The 21,688-nt window shown below is 37.3% G+C and carries 22 protein-coding genes and 1 other annotated feature; of the genes, 5 read left to right on the top strand and 17 right to left on the bottom strand.

The window, feature by feature from the left end; translation table 11 throughout:
- Positions 1–80 precede the first annotated feature (80 nt).
- The 3 genes from thiI to ezrA all read right to left on the bottom strand — a co-directional run bounded on the left by thiI (position 81) and on the right by ezrA (position 4,369).
- Positions 81–1,298, bottom strand: coding sequence for a tRNA uracil 4-sulfurtransferase ThiI (gene thiI / locus HMPREF0519_RS04750; protein ID WP_003635090.1), 1,218 nt, complete (start codon positions 1,296–1,298; stop codon positions 81–83).
- 9 nt (positions 1,299–1,307) lie between these two features.
- Positions 1,308–2,453 carry a cysteine desulfurase family protein gene (locus HMPREF0519_RS04745; RefSeq protein WP_003553628.1) on the bottom strand — a complete coding sequence of 382 codons (1,146 nt, stop codon included), beginning with the start codon at positions 2,451–2,453 and terminating at the stop codon, positions 1,308–1,310.
- A 173-nt stretch (positions 2,454–2,626) separates the two neighbouring features.
- On the bottom strand, positions 2,627–4,369 hold the full coding sequence (gene ezrA / locus HMPREF0519_RS04740) for a septation ring formation regulator EzrA (protein WP_003635088.1): 1,743 nt from the start codon (positions 4,367–4,369) through the stop codon (positions 2,627–2,629).
- Between the two features lie 172 nt (positions 4,370–4,541).
- Here ezrA and HMPREF0519_RS04735 point away from each other — a divergent pair, with 172 nt between their 5' ends.
- From HMPREF0519_RS04735 to HMPREF0519_RS04715, 5 genes are all read left to right on the top strand, one after another.
- Positions 4,542–5,000: a free L-methionine (R)-S-oxide reductase MsrC gene (locus HMPREF0519_RS04735; RefSeq protein ID WP_003635085.1), complete on the top strand. Its 459-nt coding sequence runs from the start codon at positions 4,542–4,544 to the stop codon at positions 4,998–5,000.
- A gap of 198 nt (positions 5,001–5,198) precedes the next feature.
- Entirely contained in the window at positions 5,199–5,810 is a 612-nt protein-coding gene (rpsD, locus tag HMPREF0519_RS04730) for a 30S ribosomal protein S4 (RefSeq protein WP_040472711.1), read from the top strand.
- Positions 5,811–5,897: 87 nt separating this feature from the next.
- Positions 5,898–7,172, top strand: a complete 1,275-nt coding sequence (locus HMPREF0519_RS04725; protein WP_003635081.1) for a replication-associated recombination protein A — start codon at positions 5,898–5,900, stop codon at positions 7,170–7,172.
- Positions 7,173–7,193: 21 nt separating this feature from the next.
- Entirely contained in the window at positions 7,194–7,481 is a 288-nt protein-coding gene (locus HMPREF0519_RS04720; protein WP_003635079.1) for a hypothetical protein, read from the top strand.
- A gap of 82 nt (positions 7,482–7,563) precedes the next feature.
- The gene (locus tag HMPREF0519_RS04715; protein WP_003553615.1) at positions 7,564–8,046 is read left to right on the top strand and encodes a universal stress protein; all 483 of its coding nucleotides are present in this window, start codon (positions 7,564–7,566) and stop codon (positions 8,044–8,046) included.
- 117 nt (positions 8,047–8,163) lie between these two features.
- Here HMPREF0519_RS04715 and HMPREF0519_RS04710 read toward each other — a convergent pair whose 3' ends face one another.
- From HMPREF0519_RS04710 to HMPREF0519_RS04645, 14 genes are all read right to left on the bottom strand, one after another.
- Positions 8,164–9,144 carry a helix-turn-helix domain-containing protein gene (locus HMPREF0519_RS04710; RefSeq protein ID WP_003635077.1) on the bottom strand — a complete coding sequence of 327 codons (981 nt, stop codon included), beginning with the start codon at positions 9,142–9,144 and terminating at the stop codon, positions 8,164–8,166.
- Between the two features lie 59 nt (positions 9,145–9,203).
- Entirely contained in the window at positions 9,204–9,746 is a 543-nt protein-coding gene (locus HMPREF0519_RS04705; protein WP_080544226.1) for a DNA-3-methyladenine glycosylase I, read from the bottom strand.
- A 33-nt stretch (positions 9,747–9,779) separates the two neighbouring features.
- Positions 9,780–11,297 (bottom strand): glycerophosphodiester phosphodiesterase, encoded by a 1,518-nt coding sequence (locus HMPREF0519_RS04700; RefSeq protein WP_003635075.1) that lies wholly within the window; start codon positions 11,295–11,297, stop codon positions 9,780–9,782.
- Positions 11,298–11,396: 99 nt separating this feature from the next.
- Positions 11,397–12,524 (bottom strand): D-alanine--D-alanine ligase family protein, encoded by a 1,128-nt coding sequence (locus HMPREF0519_RS04695; RefSeq protein WP_003635074.1) that lies wholly within the window; start codon positions 12,522–12,524, stop codon positions 11,397–11,399.
- Between the two features lie 202 nt (positions 12,525–12,726).
- Positions 12,727–13,497 carry a hypothetical protein gene (locus HMPREF0519_RS04690; protein WP_003635072.1) on the bottom strand — a complete coding sequence of 257 codons (771 nt, stop codon included), beginning with the start codon at positions 13,495–13,497 and terminating at the stop codon, positions 12,727–12,729.
- Positions 13,487–14,365 (bottom strand): ATP-binding cassette domain-containing protein, encoded by an 879-nt coding sequence (locus tag HMPREF0519_RS04685; protein WP_003635071.1) that lies wholly within the window; start codon positions 14,363–14,365, stop codon positions 13,487–13,489. The genes HMPREF0519_RS04690 and HMPREF0519_RS04685 overlap by 11 nt, the downstream gene beginning before the upstream one ends.
- Entirely contained in the window at positions 14,362–14,730 is a 369-nt protein-coding gene (locus tag HMPREF0519_RS04680) for a GntR family transcriptional regulator (protein ID WP_035462871.1), read from the bottom strand. The genes HMPREF0519_RS04685 and HMPREF0519_RS04680 overlap by 4 nt, the downstream gene beginning before the upstream one ends.
- Before the next feature lie 26 nt (positions 14,731–14,756).
- Positions 14,757–16,580: an FtsX-like permease family protein gene (locus tag HMPREF0519_RS04675; RefSeq protein WP_040472710.1), complete on the bottom strand. Its 1,824-nt coding sequence runs from the start codon at positions 16,578–16,580 to the stop codon at positions 14,757–14,759.
- Positions 16,581–16,594: 14 nt separating this feature from the next.
- Entirely contained in the window at positions 16,595–17,347 is a 753-nt protein-coding gene (locus tag HMPREF0519_RS04670) for an ABC transporter ATP-binding protein (RefSeq protein ID WP_035462720.1), read from the bottom strand.
- 139 nt (positions 17,348–17,486) lie between these two features.
- On the bottom strand, positions 17,487–18,356 hold the full coding sequence (locus tag HMPREF0519_RS04665) for an SPFH domain-containing protein (RefSeq protein WP_003553595.1): 870 nt from the start codon (positions 18,354–18,356) through the stop codon (positions 17,487–17,489).
- Between the two features lie 81 nt (positions 18,357–18,437).
- Positions 18,438–19,265, bottom strand: coding sequence for a MetQ/NlpA family ABC transporter substrate-binding protein (locus tag HMPREF0519_RS04660; RefSeq protein WP_003553594.1), 828 nt, complete (start codon positions 19,263–19,265; stop codon positions 18,438–18,440).
- Positions 19,266–19,287: 22 nt separating this feature from the next.
- The gene (locus HMPREF0519_RS04655; RefSeq protein WP_003553593.1) at positions 19,288–19,983 is read right to left on the bottom strand and encodes a methionine ABC transporter permease; all 696 of its coding nucleotides are present in this window, start codon (positions 19,981–19,983) and stop codon (positions 19,288–19,290) included.
- On the bottom strand, positions 19,976–21,010 hold the full coding sequence (locus HMPREF0519_RS04650; protein WP_003559933.1) for a methionine ABC transporter ATP-binding protein: 1,035 nt from the start codon (positions 21,008–21,010) through the stop codon (positions 19,976–19,978). The genes HMPREF0519_RS04655 and HMPREF0519_RS04650 overlap by 8 nt, the downstream gene beginning before the upstream one ends.
- A 71-nt stretch (positions 21,011–21,081) precedes the next feature.
- Positions 21,082–21,330 (bottom strand) — a binding site (T-box leader).
- Positions 21,331–21,379: 49 nt separating this feature from the next.
- Entirely contained in the window at positions 21,380–21,673 is a 294-nt protein-coding gene (locus tag HMPREF0519_RS04645) for a glycine cleavage system H family protein (protein WP_003635066.1), read from the bottom strand.
- Positions 21,674–21,688: the final 15 nt, after the last annotated feature.

Raw genomic sequence — 21,688 nt, 5'->3', positions numbered from 1 at the left:
TCCCTTGGTGTGTCTTGAGTAAGTTAAGTTTACAAATAATGTAGCCCATTCTGCAAGTTTAAGCAAGCAATCCGATGAATTTATAGCAATTCAGCAAAAACATCGGCATCTTGATTCAAAAACTCTTCGCCCGGTTTGATATCCGTAATTTGGATATTATCAACGGCCTTCTTCATAAGCCCCTCAACATCAATATAATTTTCAAATTCCCGAGAACGTTGCAGGTTTGGCTTTGTCTTGGGTGCAGGCGGTGTAAAAATGGTGCAGCAATCCTCGTACGGTAAAATGGACAGATCATAAGTTCCAATTTGTTTTGATATTTTAATAATTTCTGTTTTATCCATTGATACAAGTGGCCTCAATACCGGCATACTTGTCACATCGTTAATTGCAAGCATACTTTCAAGTGTTTGTGAAGCAACCTGTCCCAAAGATTCCCCTGTAAAGACACCACCACAATGACGACTCTTGGTAATCTCAGCCGCAATTCTCAACATCATTCGCCGCTGAATGGTCATCAAATAGCCCTCAGGTACTTTCTCTTTAATTGTTTCCTGAACTTCTGTAAAGGGAACTTGAATAAATTGAATGTTACCTGAATACTTGGCAAGTATCGAGGTTAATTGCTTAGCCTTGTTTAAAGCCTGCTCACTGGTATATGGGGGACTATAGAAATGAATCATATCAATCTTAACGCCACGCTTCATTGCCAAGTATGTTGCAACTGGCGAATCAATACCGCCAGACAGCATCATTGTTGCACGACCACCGGTTCCAACAGGAAGACCACCGGCCCCGTGAATCGTTTCAGAAGACAGATAGGCCCCGTTCATACGAACTTCTACCCGAATTGCAATATCAGGGTTTTTAACGTCAACTGAGATACCATCAATGTTTTCTAAAACGTAATCCCCCAGCATATTATTGATTTGATTAGTGTGATACTCAAAATGCTTGTCTTGTCGACGCGTATTGATTTTGAATGTCTTACCGGAGCGATATTGTTCCTGGGCCATTTGTAATGCGGTTTCCTTGATAACATCCATATCCTTCTCTACCTTAATCGAAGGATACAACGTTTCAATGCCAAAGACCCCTTGAAGTGTTGAAATGACCTTTTGATCATCTTCACCATTTAAATCAACATGAAGCCTGTCTCGCTGCGCTTTGACCTCAACTGTTGGAAACTGGTGAAGAACTGCGCGGACATTTCTACCAAGTTGACGGATAAAGTCCCTTTTGTTTTTTCCTTTAGTAGAAAGTTCGCCATAACGAACCATAATTTCAGTGTAGTGCATAACATACTCCTAACTTAATTTGTCAAATTCTTCATACAACTGATCAAATACTTTGATGAATTCTTTGGCCTCGTCAAGTGTGTTCTGGTCGCCCAGAGAAATTCTGACGGCACTTGTAGAAACATCTTCTGGAACATGCATAGCAGTTAGTGTGCTTGAAGCAACGTGTTTTTTTGAGGAACAAGCACTTGTAGTAGAAATATAAATGCCATACTTTTCAAACGCATGGACAATTGTTTCGCCCCTAACGCCTTTAATCGCAAAACACAGGATGTGTGGTGCAAATTGATCTGTATTCTTAGAGAAGATCGTTATTTTATCAAATTTACTGATGTGGTCGCTAATCAGTTGCTTGATTTGATGTTCTGTTTCATTAGCTTTAGGTTCCTTTTCAAGTAATAGTCGCAACGCTTTTGCCATAGCTGCAACTGCTGGCAGATTTTCAGTCCCGGAACGTTGATTTTTTTCCTGACCGCCACCATTCATCAGTTGTGCAATCCGTCGACCACGACGACCATAAATAAAGCCAATGCCACGAGGTGCATGAAATTTATGGCCGGAAATGGTTACAAAGTCAACTCGCTCATTAAATATTTTCTCTTGAATTCCTTTACCAATTCCTTGAACCGCATCAATATGAAAGTGAATCTTTGGATACTTTTTTAATAACTCAGCTGCTTCCTCAATGGGTTGAATTGTGCCAATCTCGTTGTTTACTGCCATAATTGAAACTAATGTTGTATCTGGACGAATTGCCTTTTTAAGATCATCAATCGAGATTCGTCCCTCATCATCAACTGGTAAATAAGTGACCTCGTAGCCGAGTTGCTTAAGTTGTTCCATTGAATTATGAATAGCAGGATGTTCAACTGCAGTCGTAATCAAATGTTTACCATACTCTCGCTTTTGAATTGCCGTTCCCTTAACAACCCAATTATCGCCTTCGGTTCCGCCACTTGTAAAGTAAATTTCATCAGCATGTACATGCAGTAAATCGGCAATTTGTTTCCTAGATTGTTCCAGTAAATTAAATGCCTGTTCACCAAAGTTATGAAGACTTGATGGGTTCCCCCAAATACTCTTACTAACTTTATCATACGTGTCAACTACTTCTGGTAGCGCTTGTGTCGTTGCGCTATTATCAAAATAAATCATTTGAAACCTTCTTCTCTTTATTTATTGGTTCGACTCCAACAAATATAACTTCCACGATGATACACCCAAAAGGGCTTTGTAACAAGTAGGACCGTTCTTACCGCAGACAAAAACTGCTAATCAAAATTTTTGGATAAATAAAATTTTGATTAGCAGTTTTTATTGAATTGGGTCTACTGCTCTTCGTCTTTTGAATTAGTATCAGATGCTTGTTTTGGTTTTTGGGCATTAAAGTAGTCATTCTTTATCTTTGAGAAAATGCCGGATGACTGATTTTCTAATGCTTCAGATATCGTACTCAGGCTTTTTGAGTAATCATATTGCTTTTCAAAGTAATTCTGAGCTTTCACACTTGCAGAGGCAATTTCTGGATTAGAACTAATGTATCTATTTGCGTATTGAATTGTTTGTTCCGCTAAATTAGCATCATCCAACATTTTTGTTGTTTGATCTTCCAAAGTATCCATGTCTGACTGAATAATAATGACCTGCTTGCTAACATCGTCAATATTGACATGTGCTTTGCCAAGATCTTCATCCAAGTGGTTAATTTCACGAATAACGGCAGCAAAGTTGTTCTGATAAGAATCGGATAATCCCGGCAGGTTTTGATTGTCAATCCGTCTTTTTTTGTTACGCATCTCCAAATCAAACTTTGACAGCGCATTTTGCGCGTCCCTCTCTTTTTCCGGTAAATCAATAATTGAATCAAATAATTCTTTTTGTGAATTCTCCAACTCTTTTAAACTTGAAAGCATTTTTTGCTGTGTGTGATTGATTTCTGAATAAACTGCTTTTCCTTCATCGATATTTTTCGTTTCACGATCAAATTCTCTTTCAAGCGCGGTAATTTGTCTGTCAAACTGATGATTATCTTCGATCTCTTGGTGATTTAACACATAGCTTTCATTCAAAATCTGAAGCCTTTTTGTGAGATCCTCGTTTTGCCTACGCACGTGATCAACATATTCGCCAATGATACTTGTGTTCTTTTCAACACTTGGACGTGCTTTTAACTCCTTATCAATTGCACTATATAATTGATCGATTGCATCTTCAATTTTTGCGTTAACGGCAGAAACATCTTCGACTTTGAGCTTTGCCAGCGAATCAAGGTTGTGACTAATTTGATCACGGATATTGTTGACACTTGTTTCAAAATTATCATTAGGAAAATTGTAACCCTTAGACCTTAACTCTGTGTAACCCGTTTGAATTTCGTCAAGTTGCTCATTGAACTCCCTATCTAAAGAAAGAAAGAGTTTTGGAATCCGTTTCATATAATCTTCCAGCTTGCCGGTAGCGGTGTTTAGATCTGTCAACACCTCATCGGCGCTACTGGGATCACCACTTTTGGTCAATTTGGTAAATTCATCAAATGTGCCTTCAATATTGGCTAACATTTTCTCAAGTCCATCAATACTCGGTCCAAATGACGCATTTTGATTTAGAATATCCTCTCGTAACTGTTTATATTTTTTTTCGAGTTCTGAAACAGCCAGCTGATGTTGCTTATTTAAATCATATAGTTGGGCCAATCCCGCTTGAATCTCTTTAAGTGTAGCGTCTGCATCCTGAATTGTTTGATTGGCAGTGCGCCAATCATTTCTTGTCTTGATAAAGTTAATTCCCTTACCATCTTCCTTAACCGTTTTAATCAGTTCGTCGATACTTGGCAATATTTGGTTTCGGTAATGTTGGTACTTATTATGAAGTTGACCATATTTCTTTTTTGATTCACCAGTTAAATTCATCTTTTTAGCAAGTGCAAATTCATCATCCAAAGGAATTTTGTTCAAGTCCTTTTTGCTCTCATAAACGCTTGTTGCCATTTTTATTGTCCGTCGTTGGTAAAAGACAAATCCTAAGTAGCATGCCCCTACTACCACTATAATTACTATCAGCAAAGTAAACATTCGATCCCATCCTTCAAAAATAAAGATATTGAAACAACAAAAAACATTAATTGTAGAAAAAAATGCCAAAACATTCTATTATGTATTAATAATTGATAAAAAAGTGCCCTAAACTGAATTATATCATAGTGGGTAAGTTTCACCATATTATTTTTAAGTGAGGAAAAACTTTATGCAAAACGTAACAGAATTAGTCAATCAGCAACTTGACGCATTATTATATGAAGAAACTGATTTGGTTTCCAATATGGCCAACGCATCAGCGCTTTTAAATCAAAGCTTAGATCAGATTAACTGGGTCGGCTTTTATAGATACGTTCCTGAAAACGATGAATTAATTCTTGGCCCTTTTCAGGGAAAAGTTGCTTGCATGCATATTAAGAATGGTGTAGGTGTGTGTGGAACGGCCCTTACACAGAGGCATTCGCTGCGCGTTGCAGACGTTCACCAATTTGCCGGCCATATTGCTTGTGACGGCGATTCCAAGTCGGAAATTGTCATTCCGATTTTTAAAGATGGACAACCGCTTGGTGTACTGGATATTGACTCCCCTGTATTAGAGCGTTTTTCAGAAAAAGATGAAGCCTTACTGAATGGCTTTGTCAATATCTTTATTAAACATGTTGACTAATTGCTAAATTCTCGATAGAATGTAACTCGTGTAAAATAATGCAGCAGTAGGTGGTAAGCTCGTCAACATGTTGTTGCCTGAATCCAGGTTCTGCAAGTAACTCAATTCGGCTGCTTGAGCGAAAGAGCAAAGCAACATGCACGAATACTAAACCTGCAATGGCTTATTTTACTCCAAAAAATAATTGGAGGATTTTTTATGTCTAGATATACAGGTCCAAGTTGGAGAATCTCACGTCGTTTAGGTATCTCACTTTCAGGTACTGGTAAGGAACTTTCACGTCGTCCTTACGCACCAGGTGATCATGGTCAAGGTCGTCGTCAAAAGCTTTCTGAATATGGCTTGCAATTAAAGGAAAAGCAAAAGCTCCGTTATATGTACGGATTGACTGAACGTCAATTTTCTAATTTGTTTGTTCGTGCCGGTAAAATCCGTGAAGGTAAGCATGGTGTTAACTTTATGATCTTACTTGAAAGACGTTTGGACAACATCGTTTACCGCTTAGGTTTGGCAACAACTCGTCGTCAAGCCCGTCAATTAGTAAATCATGGACATATTACTGTTGATGGCAAACGCGTTGATATTCCATCATACGAAGTTAAAACTGGTCAAGTTGTTTCTGTCCGTGAAAAGTCCAAGGATCTTCAAGTAGTTAAAAATGCTGTTGAGGCCGTTGTGGGTCGTCCACAATACGTTAATTTTGACGCAGACAAGCTTGAAGGATCATTGGTTCGCCTTCCACAACGTGAAGAACTTGATGCTGATATTGATGAATCACTTATTGTTGAATACTACAACAAATTAGGTTAATTCACGACAACGAAAAGACGTTTTGCGAAAGCGGAACGTCTTTTTCTATACAAAAGACAATCTATCTCTAATAAAGGAGGACATGCCATGCAACAACCACTCGCCTACAGAATGCGACCTACAAAAATCGAAGAAATCGTTGGTCAACAAGATCTTGTCGGTCCCGGCAAAATTATCAGTCGGATGGTCAAGGCAAAAATGCTTTCTTCGATGATTTTATACGGCCCTCCCGGTACGGGAAAAACGAGTATTGCTAGTGCAATTGCAGGTTCAACTAAATACGCCTTTCGAGTTTTGAACGCAGCAACCGATACAAAAAAGGATTTACAAGTTGTGGCCGAAGAGGCAAAAATGAGTGGCACCGTTGTTTTACTTTTAGACGAAATCCATCGCTTAGATAAAACTAAACAGGACTTTTTATTACCCTTGCTCGAAAAGGGAGCCATTATTCTAATTGGCGCTACAACCGAAAATCCTTATATTAATATTAATCCAGCTATTCGAAGTCGAACTCAAATTTTTGAAGTCCATCCCCTTTCCCCAAAAGATATAAAGCAAGCCGTCCTAAGGGCCTTAAAAGATGTTAAGAACGGTTTGGGACAATTTCACGTAAGCTTATCCGATCCAGCGATGGAATTCCTTACAACGGCTACAAATGGTGATCTGAGAAGTGCCTTAAACGGCTTGGAGCTTGCCGTTAAATCAACCCCAGAGAATGACGATAAAATGATCGATATTGACCTTTCCGTCATAGAAGAGTGTCTGCAACGCAAGTCATTGAGTGCTGATAAAAATGGTGATGCTCATTATGATGTCATATCTGCATTTCAAAAATCAATTCGGGGATCTGATGTAGACGCGGCGCTTCACTATGCCAGCAGACTTATTGAATCGGGCGACTTAGTTTCTTTAATCAGGAGGCTCATCGTTATTGCCTATGAGGATGTCGGCTTGGCAAATCCAGCAGCTTGTGAAAGAACCGTGAGTGCAGTTGAGGCCGCAAAACAACTCGGCCTACCAGAAGGCCGCATCCCACTTGCGAATGTTATTATCGAGTTATGTCTAAGCCCTAAATCCAATTCAGCCATGTCTGCCATTGATCAGGCGCTTAATGACGTTAAAACAGGAAACTATGGTGAGATTCCCCTTCGATTAAAAGATGCACACTACAAGGGAGCCAAGAAGCTTGGACGCGGTGTAGAATACGAATACCCACATGATTTTCCAAATGATTGGGTTAAACAACAATATTTACCAGATAAGATTAAAAATGCCCAGTATTACCACCCAAAAAACAATGGTAAAATCGAAACAGCTTTAAAAGAACAATATTTAAGACTGCGTCAATCTTTTGGCCGCTAATATAATAGATGGAGTGAAAAAATGATCATAAATATCCTTGTTGGGATTGCTGTAATAATTGCCTTCTTTATCGGTTATTACCTACTTTCCCATATAAACAAGACAATGTTTGAAATCAATGTGCAAAAAAATCCTCGATTGTCAGGAGCAGCAAGAACCGGCGGTATCACATTTATCCTTTTAGGCGTTCTGGGAATTCTTTCAATGATTATCCAAAACGATATTTTCATTCTAATTGTTCTTCTTACAACAACGTTTGCAGGGACAATTCTTGAAATGGTGATTATGAATATTATCAATCATCGATAATAAATAATCGTATTTAATTCTTTGTATTTATACAAAAATAACGTACAATTAAACTATAAAGATGAAATGAGGGGTGGGCACAATGATACAACAATACAATCAAATTCTGGTTCCCGTTGATGGATCATATGAAGCCGAATTGGCATTCAAAAAAGGTGTCGCAGTTGCAATTAGGAACCATGCGTCTCTTCACTTGCTACACGTCGTAGATACTCGAGCATTTCAGAATATTTCAAGCTTTGATACATCGATGGTTGAACAAGTTACCGATACTGCTAAACAAACTCTTGATAAATACATCGATGAAGCAAAAAAGGCTGGTTTAAACGATGTAGATTATTCAATTGAGTACGGTGCTCCTAAAACAGTGATTGCTAGAGATATTCCACGAAATTTGAATATTGACTTAATCATGATTGGCGCAACCGGTCTAAATGCTGTTGAACGATTATTAATCGGCTCAGTTACTGAATATGTTACTCGGACTGCTGTCTGTGATGTTTTAGTTGTTAGAACTGATTTGGATAATAAACCGGCCAAGAATCCTAGTAAGCGAGTTGGTTAACCCTCACTATACCAGTGATTGATCACAATATTAATACGAAAAAAGAGATTCAAAAACAAACATAAATTTGTTTTTGAATCTCTTTTTTCGTCCATGATGTCCACAAATAAATATAATCTAAACAATAAGTGTCTCATGACCATCATTCTTGCTTAACTCTTTTTTAACAAGTTCAATAAGATGTTTTTGATTCTTTGTCATGATTTTTTCAAACAATTGATGATTCCCGCGTAAGTCAGCAATAAACATAGCATTAAATTGTCGCATTGTCGCCTCAACAATTTGTCCATTTGCATATAAGCACCGAGAAGCCAGCTCCTCAACAACATCAATCTTGTAAATTGAATTTGTTGAAGTTAAACGTTTTAAAACAACTGCACACAATTTTAACGCCCGATCAAACTTTTCAAGCTCAACGTACGTTGCAATAATATCAATGTATAGATCTATGACTGCGCAAATATCATCATTTGTATAACGATTTTTGTGACTTTGAATCTTTTCAAGTATCCGAATACTTTCTTCGATAAACTTCGGTGCACGGGCCGTTTTCCCAAGCTTTTGATAGGCCAATCCCAATCCAAGATTCGACCATGCTTGATAAAAGCTCAGGTTTTCATAAGGATATTTTGTCAACATCCAATTGAAATGATAAATTGCCTCTTCAATATCATCATCAATGTAAAGTTCTGCGAATCCTTGATAGCAATAATACTTTCCCTCAGCAAGTTTGGATTCTAATTTATCAAAGCTGACCCTACCCATTCTTTCACGGGCTTGTAAATAGCAATGGCGTCGCATGTCACTTTCAATATAAGAAAATAATTTTTCACCATACCTGGGATTAAAAGAAACATCAGTCATATTAATTGCCAAACGTTGGCAAATCTGATTAAGAATATTGATATTTGGACAAACATTTCTGTTTTCTATCAAACTGATGGTTGCTTGAGTACATATGCCATCCGCTAATTGCTTTTGAGAAAAACCTTTCTCTTTTCGGGCCTTTCGAATTGCTGATCCCGTAATTTTAGTAGCCATTAGAAATATTCCCTTTCTCTCTCTAGTTAAACTGATGGTATTAATTTTATTACGCATAATGAATGTAGTCAAGCTGATACTGTTAACAATTACATTACTATTATTTTGTTAGATTCTCATCGAAAACAACATGTCAATGCATGATCATTTACTACGCCGACAGCTTGTAAATAACTATAAGTTGTGACCGGTCCCATCCGTTTTAAGCCCCAGGTTTTGAATGCAGCAACAAATGGTCTGATGAATTCTTGATAATCGGCCGGTTTTGCCGGTTCGGTTAACATATGATCCAGTTGAACATAGTGTACTGGGGCCCAAGTTAGATCTACCAATTTCCCCGGGTCATTGGAAACAACTTTTGCATTTTCTATAAGTGCTTCAATTTTTGCCCGGTTTCTGATCATTCTTGTATCTTGACACAGATTTTCAATGTCCGATTTAGATAAATGGGCCATATAATTAATAGAAAAGTCTTGGAGAACTTCCCTCATCCCTTCTTCATGCTTTAACACGACCTGAAATGCCAATCCAGCCTGCATGATCTCCAAACACATTGCATGAAATAAATCTTGAACCTCTCGGGTAGGCTTTCCCCACCTTGTATCATGATAGATCATTAATTCCGGACTTTTTGTCGCCCATGAACACCTAGTTGTCATTATTTTCACCTCTAAGAATGATATACGAAAAAATCAGAGATATGTTACGATCGAATTTAAAATTAATAACCAATAATTCTGTTTCTGATTAAATGTCAAATCTTTCAATCTTATGGCTTGATCGGTTACCTGTCCATCAACCCCCATCATGCTTAGACGCTTCATCGTTAGTGACTGATCATCGGTCCATGCATAGACTGGCCGCTTAGAAGGTATCGACCGTAACAAAAATGGCGTTAATGTTATATGCTGAAGCGTATAAAAATCTACTTTATACTTGGCAAGGTTAGAGAAATTAAGCATCGTAACTAATCCAACTCTTATTTTGGGATACCTTGCTTTAATCTGACGGAGATAATTGTATCCTACAGAATGGACCATATTTGATTGTTTTAACATCTGTTGACCGAATTGCTCAGCGAACCTTTTACCCATTTCTTTATCAGAATGATTTGTCACTTTCAGTTCCACGATTAGTGGCTGTTCGAGATTGTTTGCTATATGCAAGTATTCACGAAACAAGTCCACATGATGATACCTTTGAATTGTTTTTAATTTTAAAAGGTTAATTTCTCGTTGTCCCTTTCCAGGAATAAAAAGCGTGTCATTATGGGCACAAATAAAATGATGATCTTTAGTCTCTTGAATATCCATTTCAACGTAAGAAAACCGATAGCGACTATTCTTTTTTAATGCACTGATTGTGTTTGGTGCGTCATCATTATCAATAACACCACGATGAACGATAATTTCTTGCTGAGCCGGTTTCAGTATACGGTGACTACTATATGTAACCCCCAACACCGAAACAAAAATCAGCGCTCCAAATAGCCCAAATACGGAGATGCCGGTCAATTTGATATGACTATTTACAGGTATTGCCAACAATCTAAAAAGAAGCTTAATTTCAATTAATGGTACACATAAATTGATAATGCCAAGAGATAACACAAAGACAAATTGTTGTCCTACCAAGTAATTAATAAACGACAGAAATAAAATGAGACACATTTCCCAGCCTATTCTAATAGCTATTAATAATAAGCTCCTACCAACGTCTTTCAATGAAGCAGTATGACGAGATAGGGTCAAAATTTGAAGGAAACTTTTATTATCACTAGTAGCCAAGTAGTAAATAAAGCGTCTCAAATATAACACAACCATTAACAACACAACATAGGCAGTAATCAAACAGCCTAATAGCCAGTAACGATTAATTGTTATCCAAGTAAATTGATAACCAGTTAGTGGAAAAGAAGTTTTAAAAAAGGCGCTTAATCCAAACAATCCAAAAGGAAGCATCATGAACCATAACGTTAAAACTGCTAGCCAAAAATCAATTCTGAAACAGATTTTTTTCTTCACATGGTTCGGTACTAAATTCCCAATACCAACATTAATTGTGCTCCCCAGCAATAGCAAAGACAAAAACGCACAAATCACAACAACCTTACTATCTACAGTCACCATCATCCAAAACTTTAACAATGCCATTACAATGGCAAAACCAACTAGATAAAAATTCAATTTTTGAAATTGTCTTTCGACCATGATTACCACCCTAAAGAAAAAAGCAGAGCCATTTCCTAAAAAATAGGATTGCTCAGCTTTTTAACAACATCACCATACTATATTAAAGATCAAACCACACTACTTAACATCCTGATCTCGTGGTGGTAGTGGTTTGAAATCATAAAGAATTTTGGATTGTCTTTCGTATTCTTCGTTTGCAAGCTGAATTAGTCGATCAATTAACTCCCTGTATGAAATACCTGAAGCTGCAAACAACTGCGGATATAAACTAATATTGGTAAATCCGGGAAGTGTGTTTACTTCACTGACATACGGTTCACTGTCTTGAGAAACCAAAAAGTCAATTCGTGCCATTCCCTTAAGTCCAAGTGCCCGATAAGAATCAAGTGCCATTTTGGTTAGTTCCTTAGATAACGCTTCGGAAATATCAACAGGCACATCGAATTTCACCTGGCTGGCATCGACAAACTTATTATCGTAAGTATAGAAAGCATCGTCCGCAGGTACTTTAATTGAACCAACTTTAGAAGCGATGGGATGATGATTACCAAGAACTGAAATTTCCAACTCTTCGGGCCCCTCAATCGCTTCTTCGACAAGTACTTTATTATCATAACGGAAAGCGTCTCGAATCGCTTCGTCATAATCGTCAGAAGTTTCCACTTTATGAATACCAACCGAAGATCCTTGATTAGCAGGCTTTACAAATAAAATCTTGCCTAATTCTGCGCTCAATGAGTCATAACTATACTTTTCCACCGTAAGTGGCGTTAATAACTCATATCGAGTTGTTGCTACACCAGCTAATTTTAAAATCTTTTTGGTAATGTCTTTATCAAATGACATTGCAGATCCTAAAACACCACTGCCTACATATGGCTTATTCAATAATCGTAACAGGCCTTGGATTGTCCCATCTTCACCCAAGTTTCCATGGATGATCGGGAAAAAGACATCAATATTTGAATCTTCACTTAAATTCAAAATTGGGGCAAGTGGATTACTTTTATCCAGCTTTGCAATTTCTTGGCGCACAACATCATCCTCGGGTTCACCGTTAAAAACCCTGGTTGAAGCTTTTGTTCCTAAGAAATAGCCGTTCTTGGTCATCAGAAAGAGACTGACGTCATATTTGTCCTTGTCCATTGCATCGTAAATGTTGTGAGCAGAACGCTTCGAAACGTCGTGTTCAGAAGAGTTTCCACCAAAAATCAGGCCAACATGAAGTTTCTTATTATTTTCCATGATTTCCCATCCTATTCGTATATATTTCAGAAACCTAAGTATACCATTAAAAATTCGGTTAATAAATATCTTTGTCGCGTTCTAATGGGTTTCTTAGAAAGGAAAATAGAAATAACACATCAGAGATATCTTGTATTTTAAAAAAATCGGAATTGACTTAACCTGTTAAATTAAGTTGTTACTAATCGGAATTTTTAAAAAATCATTCTCTTTTCAACTGCTTCTTTGAGAACAAGTATCTAACAATTGCCAACATGATTACAGAAATAAGAAGCATAAATGCCATCATTGGGAATGGATTGTAAATACCACTTCGGTGATACCCCAGTATAAATTCGGCAAAATGCTCAACCCACGTCATTTTTAGAGATGATGTTTCCAACGCATTAATGATATAAATCATCGTAACGCCACCAATAATTGGCGTTGCCACCAAAAGTATCCGCTGCCAGGTCTTTGAAAAGAGTGACAGGAAGCTACCAATCGTCATACCAATCAACGTCATGATTACTAAGGTTAAAGCACTAAATATAAAGTTAAAAATCACAGTTATGATACCGTTGCTAAAAAATTTAGCGTAGGTTGTCATAAATATATTAAAGGTATCTCTATTTGTCATTGGCGTATAAATAAGGTAATTATATATAAGATTAACCGTATTACCAATCAGAATAAATAACCCATAAACTGTAATTTGGGCTTCAAAAAAGGTTTTTCTTGAAATACCGTTTTGAATTAAAAACTTAAAGTTCTCATAAGACAAGGTCGCAATCACAAACATAAAGAAACTAAAGAAGCCGGTAATCGGAGAGGTTTTCAAAATCTGGACAAATGAATAATCATGTAGTGTCCCAGTAATTAACGAAAGTAGTAAAGGAAGAATATAAATTGCGGCAAAGGTGACTAAATACATTTCGCCCAAGATAACAATTTGTCTTTTAAATAAATACTTGGTAATCTGGCTAGTTTTCATAATGTCGACTCCCCTCAAATTGATTTGTAAGGAAAATAAACAATTTTTGAAGATCAAAGTTGGACAATTGAACCGTATCGGGTAACCGACGATCATCTAAATCGCCATAAACATAATTAACCCGGATGGTCCCCATATTATCATGACCGATAACGTTAAGCCCCTTTGTATAAGCATCAACATCTTTTTGTGGCCCCACCACTGAATGTGTTTTGGCAAGAACATCCTCAACCGGTTGATCAAGCATAATTCGACCCTCATCCAATACAATCACATCACTAATTAAGTTAGCAACTTCTTCAATTAAATGGGTTGAAATAATAAAAGTTCTGGGATTATCCGTGTAGGTTTGAATTAATTCAGAATAAAACATTTCCCGATGATTAGCATCCAGCCCAAGGACCGGTTCATCAAGTAAAACAAACTTAACAGGAACACACAGTGCCAATATTAATTTGAATATTGAATTGTAACCAGTTGATAATTTACCAAACTTAGAGGTCAGGTCCAAATCAAATTCTTTTGCTAGTCTTTCAGCAAGCTGATGATTAAAACTACCATATATCAGTTCGGTATCGGCGACTATTTGATTGAGCGTATTGCCATTTGGATACAGATTGACTTCACTCATTAAAAATATTAAGCCAAGCTTTGCGTCATTATCATTAATTCTTTCAGAATCGATTTTAACTTCACCGGTATCAGCAAAAATACGATTTGTCATAATGTTCAATAAAGTACTTTTCCCGGCACCATTTCGCCCTAGCAAACCATAAATTTTATTCTCGTCAAACGTCAAACTAACATCCTGAAGCACGTTTTTTGATCCAAACGATTTCGAAACGTGACTGACCTCCAACACACTCATTTATCATAACCTCGCTTTATTAATTCAAGTAACTCAGATTCGGAAATATCTAAACTACGAGCCTCTTTCACCAAACTAACAACAAAATTTTCAAAAAAAAGATTCTTTTTTTCAGAAACAATTCGTTGATGGGCACCATTAGTTACAAACATTCCCAAACCACGTCGCTTCTCAATCAGGTTTTTCGCAACAACAATGTTCATTCCCTTTAAAACGGTCGCGGGGTTAATGTGGAACTCCTTGGAGATTTCTGTTGTTGACGGAATTTGTTGTCCTTCTTCAAATCCGCCAGCAGCAATTGCATCTTCTATTTGTTCGGCAACTTGGCGGTAAATTGGCTCAGAACTATTAAATTGAAATTGCATTGAGTACCATGCCACCATTTCTATCATTATTTTTCACTTCTGGTCTTTGGTATCACTATCTTCTGGTAGATTAACACTGTCACACCATAATAGATCAAATATAACACAAGAAAGCCAATTGAAGAATAAGCAAATGTACGATAAGCATGGTACAAGAGATTTGCTTTTACAAACATTTGCAATCCAAAGGCCACATCCAATAACCCAAGGACTGCAGGAAGCCCAAACAATCCTAAAATTTGAAGCATGATTGAGTGCTGTAGAACCTTTTTACGAGTACCAATTTTATTTAACATTTCAAATCGAACTTTATCGCTTTGCGCACCACTTAAAATTTTAAACATTAAGCAACTGGCCAGCATTGCCAAAAACGCAATTCCAAGAAAGACTCCCATGAATTCCATACTTGAAAACATGCTTTTGAGCATTGAATATAAGACAATAGATTCCCCCATTAATTGTACAGTTTGAGAACCAAATTCTGTCTTTTGCAGATCCATAACAGATTTTAGAGACCGATATTGACTGTTAATATCTTTAACTCTAATTAATTGTAACTCATTTGTCCGACCCCTCAGTTGATCAAATGTTGTATCAGAAATGAATCTGATTCGACGGGATTTTAGGCTTGGATCTTGCAGTGAGGAGAGTTGTTGATACGCTGGTGACTGAGGATCTTTTAATTGCTTTAGTGTACTAGTCTTAATCTGCGAAAGACCAGCCTGATTTCCCTTAAGAACGAACGCTGAATATTTCAGTGGACTTTTATTAAAATCACTAGAACGATAATAAACAACTTTATCAGTCACCTTTTGCTGATAATGACTCGTTGTTTTACCCTCAACCTTTGCTATTAATGAAGACATTTTTGCGGATGGGTTAGTGGCAGAAATGGCATATGCATTATTGCCATTAGCAATTTCTGGAATATCGCTTTGAAATCCAATTCCGACCGTAATTGCACCAAGCGCTAAAGCAAACAACAGTGAAACAACCGATAAAATTTTTGTATAATCACGAATTCGAAATTTTAGCTGTGCAATTGTAAAATTATTAATCCCCTTACTATTAAGTGATGATTGTTGGATTCTTTCAAGCAACATCACAAAAAAGGAGTTAAAAATAAGATAAGTCCCTGCAACAATTGTAATAAGGCCAATCCAGATTGAGCCGACTTGTAATTGGCGAATATCATACATTGCATAATAACCACCACTAAGAAGTAAAACACCAAGAACCGCCTGTATGACAAGTCGCTTAGTTTTTGGTTGTTTCCAATCAGTTTGATTTTCAGACTTTAGCAGTTTAAGTGCTGCTGTTCTGGAAAAAACACCTGCATTAATCATACCTGCAATTGCAAATAAAATCATGAATAAAATAAGTGTCGTCCAAATCGCTGGAACATATATCGCCTGAAAATATTTAATTGGAATTTCCAATGAAGTAATTAAAAAACTACTGACGATTTTTGTTAGGCCTATTCCGGCAACAATGCCCAATAACGTCGAAGCAGCACCAACGATTAGAGTTTCAAAACTAATTAATTTACTAATTTTAGAACGCTTAGCACCTAACATCATAAATAACCCATAATCATGTTTTCTCATACTCATTAAAAAATTATTTGCATAAAAAACATATACCAAAGTAATAATGATTAACAGTACGGATCCAAGGATAAAAACCGCCCTGGCATTTTGACCAACCGTTGTTGATGACACAAACTTTTTATTTAGTGCGATTGCCTCAAACATGTAAAAAATGGCTGACGCCATAATGATTCCGGAAAAAAGCACGCAATAGTCTTTCCAACGCGACTTTACCCCAGAAAGTGAAATCTTTAATAACATGACTTTTCCTCCAATTACTGTTCAAACGTCCCTAACTTTTCCAGAATTTCTTGATAAAACTGTGTCCGATCGCGATTACCAGCTTGAATTTCATCCCCGATTTTACCATCTTTAATAAACAGAATTCGTTTGCAGAAACTTGCTGAGAATGGATCATGTGTGACAAGAAGAACAGAAACACCCTGTCGATTAATATTTTTCAACGTATCCAATAATTCCCGAGCGTTGGTTGAATCAAGTGCACCGGTTGGCTCATCACCAAATATGATGGATGGATTAGAAACCAGCGCTCTTGCAGCGGCTACCCGCTGCTTTTGACCACCGGATAATTGAGTTGGATATTTTGCCAACAACTCTTCAATTCCCAATTTTGCGGCCGATTCTCGAACCTTTTGATTAGTAAGCCGTCCCTTTATATTTTGCAGTGATAGCGGTAATGCTATATTCTCAAATACTGTTAACGTTTCGAGTAAGTTAAAATCTTGAAAGATGAATCCCAATCTTTGTGAGCGAAAATCAGACATTTCGTTTGATGTTAGTTGTGTAATATCGTTGCCATCTATCTGAACACTCCCACTTGTTGGTTTATCCAACGTTGCTAGAATGTTTAATAACGTTGTTTTCCCGGAACCTGAGGCGCCCATAATGCCTACAAAGTCACCTTCATCAACTGTAAAGCTAATCCCTTTTAACGCTTCATATGGTCTTTCGGAATTCTGATCGTATACCTTGTGTAAATTTTGAGTTTTAACAATTTCCCGAGTCATATTGTCCTCCTGTATTAGTTCATTACTTGTGTAACTAACTATATATGCCAAGTGCAAATATGTCAACAAAAAAATCGGAAAGTTTAGCATTTAATTCCAAACTTTCCGACTTATATTAAGTTGAATAAAATTAATCAAACTAACTGACATTATCTGTATTAATCACATTTTGGGTACCACGTTCCGTAATAATTGAAACCAGTACGTTGTTGATCATTTGAATCTTTTTCTCATCTGGAATATCAATGCTGATATTTTTTTGAAGCTGCTTTACCGCCTCTTGAGAGATTTCCACAGCTCCTTGAACAATAATTTTTCTTGCAGAAAGAATGGCCGTTGCTTGTTGACGTTGAAGCATTGCACTCGCAATCTCAGTTGCATAAGCCAAATGGGTCAATCTGGTTTCCATGATCGTCAATCCTGCCACTTCCAATCGCTCCTGAAGTTCTCCCTTTAGGGCCTCAGAAACCTCTGTGGAATTACCGCGTAAAGTTAAAATATCCTTTTCTTCATCAAAACTGTCATACGGGTATTGACTTGCAATATGACGAATTGCCGACTCACTTTGGATTTCAACAAATTGTTCATAGTCTTCAACATTAAAAATTGCTTTAGCAGAGTCAACAACTTTATAGACAATAACGGCTGCAATTTCCACGGGATTACCCTTTGAATCGTTCACCTTAATAATTTGACTATTAAAATTTCGAACTCGCAGCGAAATGGTTTGCTTGCTGGTTAAGGGAACCGTCATGAACAAGCCCGGTGTTCGAATAGTGCCAATATAATTGCCAAAAAAGGTTAATACTTTCGCTTCGTTTGGTTGAATGATTGTCAGGGAACTGGCAAAAAGTAGATCCAAAATAATAATTAACGTGCCAAATACAATGGAGCTAACCGAAGTATCTTGACTACCAATCCATAAAAGGTAACCACCAAAAGCAAGCAACACCAAGGCAACCACCAGACCAATGTAGCCATTAACATGGAATACATTCTTCTCTTTCAAAAAAACTCCCCCTTTACCACTGAGAAAAGTAATCGATTTACTATCCTAAGTATAAAGCGGAAGCCATTTAAATAACACTATTTACTTAACATTCTTTACTGGTAGAACTGCACCCTTGTATTTGTTATAAATCCATTTCTGAGTACTTGTTGATTGTAGTGCCTTCACCAGTTTCTTAATAGCTGGTTTGTTCTGATCTCCTTTACGAGTAGCAATAATGTTGACGTAAGGGGTGTCACGACCTTCAATCGCAATTGATTGTTTACGAGGATCCAAACCGGCTTGAACAGCATAATTTGCATTGATAACAACGGCATCACCCTCACCGTTCTTGTAGATTTGCGGCATTAATTTCGGTTCATAACTGTGCTTGAATTTCAGATGGCGGGGATTAGATGCAATGTCATCGAAAGTAGCCGATTCAATATTAACGCCCTTCTTCAAAGTGATCAATCCGGCGTTCTTAAACAACTGAAGAATTCGACCATAGTCTGGGGTGTTGTTACTTACAAGAACAGTAGCACCCTTCTTCAAATCTTTAAGGTTTTTGACTTTCTTAGAAAAAACAGCAATGGGTTCAATATGAACGCCACCCGCATCTACTAAAGTGCCGTGGTTTTCTTTATTCCATTGTTTTAAGAAAGGAATATGCTGGAAATAATTAGCATCCAATTCCTTGTCAGCCAATGCTTTGTTGGGCATTACATAATCTTGAAAGACGGTAATTTTCAAGTTAACGCCTTCTTTTTTCAGTTGTGGTGCAACATGCCTTAAAATCTGGGCGTGTGGTACATTTGATGCACCAATCTTAAGCGTAGTGGTTTTCTTGCTTGTACTTGAGGAAGAGCACCCAACTAACAAGAAAGCCGTGAATACGACTGCAAATAAACCTAATAATTTCTTCTTCATGTGAAACCCTCCAAATAAAATATTATAATGTTCGCTTATCAGTCACTTTAACAAGCAAGTCGCCAATATATTGAACTAAGAAAACAAATAAACAAATAATAACCGTCGCAACAAGTGTAACGGTGTTATTACTGGACTGAAAGCCATCCAGATAGGCAAGATTTCCAAGGCCCCCAGCACCAATTGCACCAGCCATCGCAGTATAAGAAATTAATGAAATGGTCGTTACTGTAGCGCCAGCAATTAAAGCAGGTTTGCTTTCAGGCAAAAGTACCTTGGTAATAATCCCCCAAGTCGTAGCTCCCATTGATTCAGCAGCTTCAATAACACCAGAGTCGACTTCCCGAAAATAGGACTCAACCATTCTTGCATAAAATGGAGAAGCCGAAATGACCAAAGATGGTAGCGCAGCTCTCGGGCCAATAATTGTCCCAATCATTTCTTTGGTAACAGGCAATAAAAGCACAATCAAAATAATAAATGGAATTGAACGAAATATATCAACAAAGAGTCCAACAATCCAATTTAAGACTTTAAACAAAGGCCCATTATGAGTCCTGGTTTCATATAAAATCAACCCCAAAATAATACCAAAAACTACTACTGCAATCATTGATATTAACGTCATCCAAACAGTCTCCCAAGTAGCAGACCACATTGACGGCCAATCAACATTTTTAAAAATAAAATACGATTTCAATCCGGTTGCGTTACTCATGGTGAATCACCTCCGTTTCAACACGCATTTTTTTAAGGTAATCCAACGCATCAGTAATTTGTTTTTCATCACCAATAAATTGTAAATCAAGTGACCCTAAAGCGCCTTCTTGAGTTTGTCGAATTGCCCCTGCCAAAATACTGATTTGCAGCTCTGAGTATCGCTTAACAACTTCTGAAACAATTGGCAGTTCAGCTTGTGGTCCATGAAAAACCAATCTAATGATCTGCCCTTCAGGATACTTTTTAATTAATTCATCCAGTGTAATGGTCGAATCTTCTTGCTGTGGTGAAAATTCCTCGCTAACAAACTTTTTGGTAACTTCTTCTTTGGGATGCCGGAATACATCAAAAACGGATCCACTCTCCACTACACGTCCTGAGTCCATTACAGCTACCCTTTCACAAATTTTTGCGATAGCATGCATTTCATGAGTGATTAATAAAATAGTCAAATTCATTTCTTTATTAATCTTAAGCAGGAGATCCAATACCTCGTTAGTCGTATCAGGGTCCAATGCACTGGTTGCTTCATCTGAGATTAAAATCGTCGGTTCATTTGCCAACGCTCTTGCAATTCCAACACGTTGCTTTTGACCACCGGAGAGTTCAGAAGGATAAGAGTGCTCACGTCCCTCCAAGCCAACCAATTTAACCAGTTCTTCGGCACGAGCCTGACGTTTTTTCTTTGGAACTTTTGCGATTTCCAGAGGCAGTGCAATATTGTCAATAACTGTCCGGGACCATAACAGATTGAAATGCTGAAAGATCATTCCGATTTTTTGTCGTTGTACGCGCAATCTATGACCATACAGTTTGGCAATATTCGTACCGTTAATATCAATTTCACCTTTTGTTGGTGCTTCCAAACCATCCAACATTCGGACCAAAGTACTCTTACCTGCTCCGGAATAACCGACTATGCCGAAAATTTCGCCATCATTGATTTCAATATTGACATCTGAAACGGCAGTTAATTTACCATCCTTGGTGCTGTAGTCTTTCGACACATCTTTAAACCGAATCAATTTAATCCACTCCTAACTTGTCAAGATACTAAAAAAAGCCTTTCATCCTTCAACAAACAATTAATCATTGTCTGAAGGACGAAAAGCTTTTTTCGTGGTACCACCTTTATTCGTTATTATTTTTCAATAACAACCTCAAAGAGCATAGTGCAATCTATACTCAACGGAATAATGGGCGTTAACCATTGTTGACTTGTTTTAACCTCATCAACACTTGAAAAAATCAAGACCATCTTCAATAGATTCAGTAGACTCTTTCTCAGCTACCAGAGTTCTCTGATTCAACTTTATCTATTTACTTATCTTGTCACTTTTTTGTCATTTAACTATATGTTAGTTTACTACAATCAATGCTAACGTCAAGAATTGTTACTTCTGGATTTTTGCAATCCATGAATCTGCTTTATCCCTCTTATTTAGAACTGAGGGATCGTTTGCAGCTTTATCATTAATTGCAATAACTTTACCGGCAACCGGGCTTGGAATATCTGAAACAGCTTTGTCAGCTTCAACATTTAACAATGTGTCCTTGGTAGTCAAAGAAGCACCTACCCTTGGTAACGATGCAAATGTAATATTTCCAAGTTCATTTTGACCATCGGCAGTTAGTCCAACAGTAACAACACCATTATCTTCATCAGTCCAATAATACTTTGTATCCATGATCAATCCACCCTT

The sequence above is a fragment of the Lentilactobacillus hilgardii DSM 20176 = ATCC 8290 genome (assembly GCF_000159315.1).
In the GTDB taxonomy this organism is placed as follows: domain Bacteria; phylum Bacillota; class Bacilli; order Lactobacillales; family Lactobacillaceae; genus Lentilactobacillus; species Lentilactobacillus hilgardii.
The sequence above is the reverse complement of the archived record's forward strand: the minus strand, read 5'-3'. Positions and strand labels throughout refer to the sequence as shown.

Bases quoted from the DNA above. Each gene is read 5' to 3' on its own strand.
- HMPREF0519_RS04715 (WP_003553615.1), top strand. From the start codon at position 7,564: ATGATACAACAATACAATCAAATTCTGGTTCCCGTTGATGGATCATAT.
- HMPREF0519_RS04705 (WP_080544226.1), bottom strand. From the start codon at position 9,746: ATGACAACTAGGTGTTCATGGGCGACAAAAAGTCCGGAATTAATGATC.
- HMPREF0519_RS04745 (WP_003553628.1), bottom strand. From the start codon at position 2,453: ATGATTTATTTTGATAATAGCGCAACGACACAAGCGCTACCAGAAGTA.
- HMPREF0519_RS04690 (WP_003635072.1), bottom strand. From the start codon at position 13,497: ATGAAAACTAGCCAGATTACCAAGTATTTATTTAAAAGACAAATTGTT.
- HMPREF0519_RS04675 (WP_040472710.1), bottom strand. From the start codon at position 16,580: ATGTTATTAAAGATTTCACTTTCTGGGGTAAAGTCGCGTTGGAAAGAC.
- HMPREF0519_RS04710 (WP_003635077.1), bottom strand. From the start codon at position 9,144: ATGCGTAATAAAATTAATACCATCAGTTTAACTAGAGAGAGAAAGGGA.
- HMPREF0519_RS04670 (WP_035462720.1), bottom strand. From the start codon at position 17,347: ATGACTCGGGAAATTGTTAAAACTCAAAATTTACACAAGGTATACGAT.
- HMPREF0519_RS04700 (WP_003635075.1), bottom strand. From the start codon at position 11,297: ATGGTCGAAAGACAATTTCAAAAATTGAATTTTTATCTAGTTGGTTTT.
- HMPREF0519_RS04680 (WP_035462871.1), bottom strand. From the start codon at position 14,730: ATGCAATTTCAATTTAATAGTTCTGAGCCAATTTACCGCCAAGTTGCC.
- HMPREF0519_RS04645 (WP_003635066.1), bottom strand. From the start codon at position 21,673: ATGGATACAAAGTATTATTGGACTGATGAAGATAATGGTGTTGTTACT.
- rpsD (WP_040472711.1), top strand. From the start codon at position 5,199: ATGTCTAGATATACAGGTCCAAGTTGGAGAATCTCACGTCGTTTAGGT.
- HMPREF0519_RS04660 (WP_003553594.1), bottom strand. From the start codon at position 19,265: ATGAAGAAGAAATTATTAGGTTTATTTGCAGTCGTATTCACGGCTTTC.
- thiI (WP_003635090.1), bottom strand. From the start codon at position 1,298: ATGCACTACACTGAAATTATGGTTCGTTATGGCGAACTTTCTACTAAA.
- ezrA (WP_003635088.1), bottom strand. From the start codon at position 4,369: ATGTTTACTTTGCTGATAGTAATTATAGTGGTAGTAGGGGCATGCTAC.
- HMPREF0519_RS04725 (WP_003635081.1), top strand. From the start codon at position 5,898: ATGCAACAACCACTCGCCTACAGAATGCGACCTACAAAAATCGAAGAA.
- HMPREF0519_RS04695 (WP_003635074.1), bottom strand. From the start codon at position 12,524: ATGGAAAATAATAAGAAACTTCATGTTGGCCTGATTTTTGGTGGAAAC.
- HMPREF0519_RS04655 (WP_003553593.1), bottom strand. From the start codon at position 19,983: ATGAGTAACGCAACCGGATTGAAATCGTATTTTATTTTTAAAAATGTT.
- HMPREF0519_RS04735 (WP_003635085.1), top strand. From the start codon at position 4,542: ATGCAAAACGTAACAGAATTAGTCAATCAGCAACTTGACGCATTATTA.
- HMPREF0519_RS04720 (WP_003635079.1), top strand. From the start codon at position 7,194: ATGATCATAAATATCCTTGTTGGGATTGCTGTAATAATTGCCTTCTTT.
- HMPREF0519_RS04685 (WP_003635071.1), bottom strand. From the start codon at position 14,365: ATGAGTGTGTTGGAGGTCAGTCACGTTTCGAAATCGTTTGGATCAAAA.